Annotated in this window: 2 protein-coding genes; both read left to right on the top strand. The window is 35.9% G+C overall.

Annotated elements, in window-relative coordinates; all coding sequences use genetic code 11:
• Positions 1–585: condensation domain-containing protein (locus tag ACCI49_RS24060; protein ID WP_371841788.1), on the top strand; the 585-nt coding region annotated here is incomplete at its 5' end.
• A partial coding sequence (locus ACCI49_RS24055; RefSeq protein ID WP_371841787.1) for a non-ribosomal peptide synthetase occupies positions 582–3,305 on the top strand: 2,724 nt, incomplete at its 3' end. The genes ACCI49_RS24060 and ACCI49_RS24055, both read left to right, overlap by 4 nt.

The raw sequence follows: 3,305 nt of genomic DNA, 5'->3' as shown, positions 1-3,305 counted from the left end.
CATGGAAGAGAAATGCTATTTGAAGGATTGGATGTTAGTGAAACCATGGGGTGGTTTACGTCAGTATACCCTATTGCACTTACAGGAAATAGCTCTGGTGATATATCTCAAGTCATAAAGCGGATTAAAAATCAGTATAGAGCAGTGCCAAACAATGGGGTAGGATTTGGAGTATTGACTGAGTTTCTCAGGGATCCAGAGCTTAATAGCTTAATGAATAGGGTACCGACGAAAATTGTTTTCAATTATTTAGGGCAAGTTGATACGACGATACATAGACATTCAGTCTTCAAGCTTGCATCGGAATTTAGTGGAAGTTCGATCAGTGAACGGAATAGAAATAGAATCCCGGTGACTTTAAGTGGTTTAGTCTCAAATGGATGTTTAGCCTTTAATTTAGAATCTTCTTCTGAGAATTTTGATGAAGACCTCGTTGAAAGAATAGGAAGGGAGTTCAGACGGTCACTTATAAATGTTATTCAAGAATTTCTTGCATTTGAACAGTATGAGCAGCTTAACATTGACCGTAGTAATCTGCTTTTAAATGATGAGGAAGTCAGCCAGGACGATGGAGTTGAAATATGAATTTTAATGAGCTGCTAGAGACCCTGGTTAAAAAAGGAATTCGAGTTGGTGAAAAAAATGGCAATGTCAAAGTTGTTGATCCAAATCATGAAATGAATGACGAATTGTTAATCGAGATAAAGAGAAATAAATTAAGTTTACTGGCTTGGCTCCGTTATAGAAATGCATTAAGTGTCTCAGATTTTCCTTATTCTGCAATAAGTGAAAAAAATTTAGAATTGCTTCACAAGCAATATCGACAATTGAAAAATATATATATTGCGACACCGATGCAAGAGGGGATGCTATATCACGAGATGTTAAAGGATAGTGATGAGCCATATACGAATCAAACTTATACTTCTATAACTGGAGATCTAAATGTAGTAGCGTTCAAATCTGCCTGGCAAGCAATTGTAGAGAGATATGATATTTTTCGAACCAGTTTTAATGTAACTTTGGGAGAACAATCCCATCAGCTGGTAATGAATACGGCAAAATTACAAATTTATGAAAAGGATTGGAGCAATTTATCATCAGATGAACAAAACACAAGCTTATTAAATTACCATCAAGAGGACCTTAAAAGAGGCTTTAATCTCACTAAAGCGCCTTTAATGAGATTAAGCCTTATTAAGTTGTCAGAATATTCGTATCATTTTATTTGGACACATCATCATCTATTAACCGACGGTTGGTGTTTGCCAATTCTATTTAAAGAGATAGCACACTTCTATCAAGCATTTGATAAAAAAGATAAAGAATTATTACCACCTCCTATACCTTATGAGCAATATATCGCTTGGCTCTACAAGCAGGATAAACTAAAAGCTAGGAATTATTGGAGTGAAAACCTAAATGATGTTCAGGCCCCAACGCCTTTGATTGTCGATAAATTGCCCAATAATAATAGACAAGGATGTGACATAGTTAGACTTGAACTGCCTGAAATAGTAAGTACAAGATTGGGTGGCTTGGCTAAATCTCAGAATATTACGATAAATGTGGTGGTACAAGCTGCATGGTCTTACTTGTTGAAGTGCTATAGTGGTGAGAATGATGTAATTTTTGGTGCAACAGTTTCGGGTCGTCCAGCAGAGGTAGAAGGGATAGAAAAGATGGTGGGGCTATTTATAGCCAGTCTGCCAGTGCGAGTATCATTTAAAGAGAACATGACATTAGGAGAGCTGCTTTTTCAGTTGCAAGTGGAGAACGTACAACGAGAGGAGTATAGCTATTTAGGTTTGCCTGAGATACAGGCGCTGACTCAGATACCTCAAGGAATGCCATTATTTGAAAGCTTATTGGTTTTTGAAAACTATCCAATTAAAGATGTAATAGACAGCTTGAATGGAAATGAGGAGTTACCTTTTTCAATTGGTGAACTTAAGGATCGAGAGCGTGGAAATTTTCCAATAACTATAACTGCACAATTTCGAAAAACACTCGACATCGCATTCACATTTAGGATGGAATTGTTTTCTCAAACTGTGATACAGAATGTAGTAAAACACTTTAAAAATATACTCCTAAATATGATTGAGCTTGGGTCAAGTATAAAACTTGATCAGTTAAGCATTGCTGAAAGAAATGAAGCGCTTAACTATATTAATGAGTTGGATTTTTCCGTAAGTAGTCATCAACCTAATAATGATATGTGCGAGTTGTTCGAACTACAAGCCTTAAAAAACCCAAGGTCAGCTGCACTACACTTTCATAGTACGGAGATGACATATTCCGAGCTTAATAATAAGGCAAATCAATTTGCTAGGTATCTTATAGAGAATGGATTGAAAAATGGGGATGTAATAGCACTATATTTTGAACGCTCGTTCGAGTTAGTTATTGGAATGCTTGGTGTTCTCAAAGCTGGCTGTATTTTTTCGGTAGTGGATTCTAAATTACCTCAAAACCGTATCGATAGTATTATTGAAGATTGTAAACCTGTTGTTTTGGTATCACAAAATAGACTTTTAAAAAGTTGTCATTTTGATGTCGACGTGATTATTCTTGATAATCTAAAGTTAGATATATACTCCACCGGTAATATTGATCGTAGGAAGAGGTTTCATGAGATTGCATATATTGTATACACGTCAGGATCTACCGGAACACCTAAAGGAATATTAATCAGACATACTTCGGTAGCAAACTATCTTTGCTTTATAATAAAGAGCTTTAAATTAGATAAAGAAGACCGCTGTCTGCAGCTTGCAAACCTGAGCTTCGATGCATCAATAAGAGAAATATTTGGAACATTATGCTCTGGAGCACGCTTATATCTTTTATCAGATTATCAAGTACGACATGTCAGTGATATATTGGATACTATAGTAGAAAAAAATATCACAAGAATTTTAAGTATCGTACCAAGTTTACTACGAGAGCTGGTGCATGATAATTGCGGAACAACGATAAAGGATCTCACTTTAAAAACTATTTTGGTGTCAGGTGAGGTATTAATTTCTTCTGATTATAATAGTGTTCGGCGTACCTTTGGATGTAATGTAGAGCTGGTTAACTTATATGGTCCTAGCGAATGTACAATGACTTCAACCTATTTTCGTGTAAATGGAAATATGCAATATGGAAAAATTCCCATTGGTAAAGCCATTCCTAATGTATTTCTTTTAGTACTTGATAAGAATAGAAATATTTTGCCGGTTGGGCTTTGTGGAGAGCTACACATCGGCGGTATTGGCGTAGCGAGAGGCTATCTGAATCGCCCTGAATTAACTAAA

It is taken from the genome of Microbulbifer epialgicus (genome assembly GCF_041447265.1).
Taxonomy (GTDB): Bacteria; Pseudomonadota; Gammaproteobacteria; order Pseudomonadales; family Cellvibrionaceae; genus Microbulbifer; species Microbulbifer epialgicus.
Note: the sequence above shows the minus strand (reverse complement) of the source record. Positions and strands in the feature narration are given on the sequence as shown.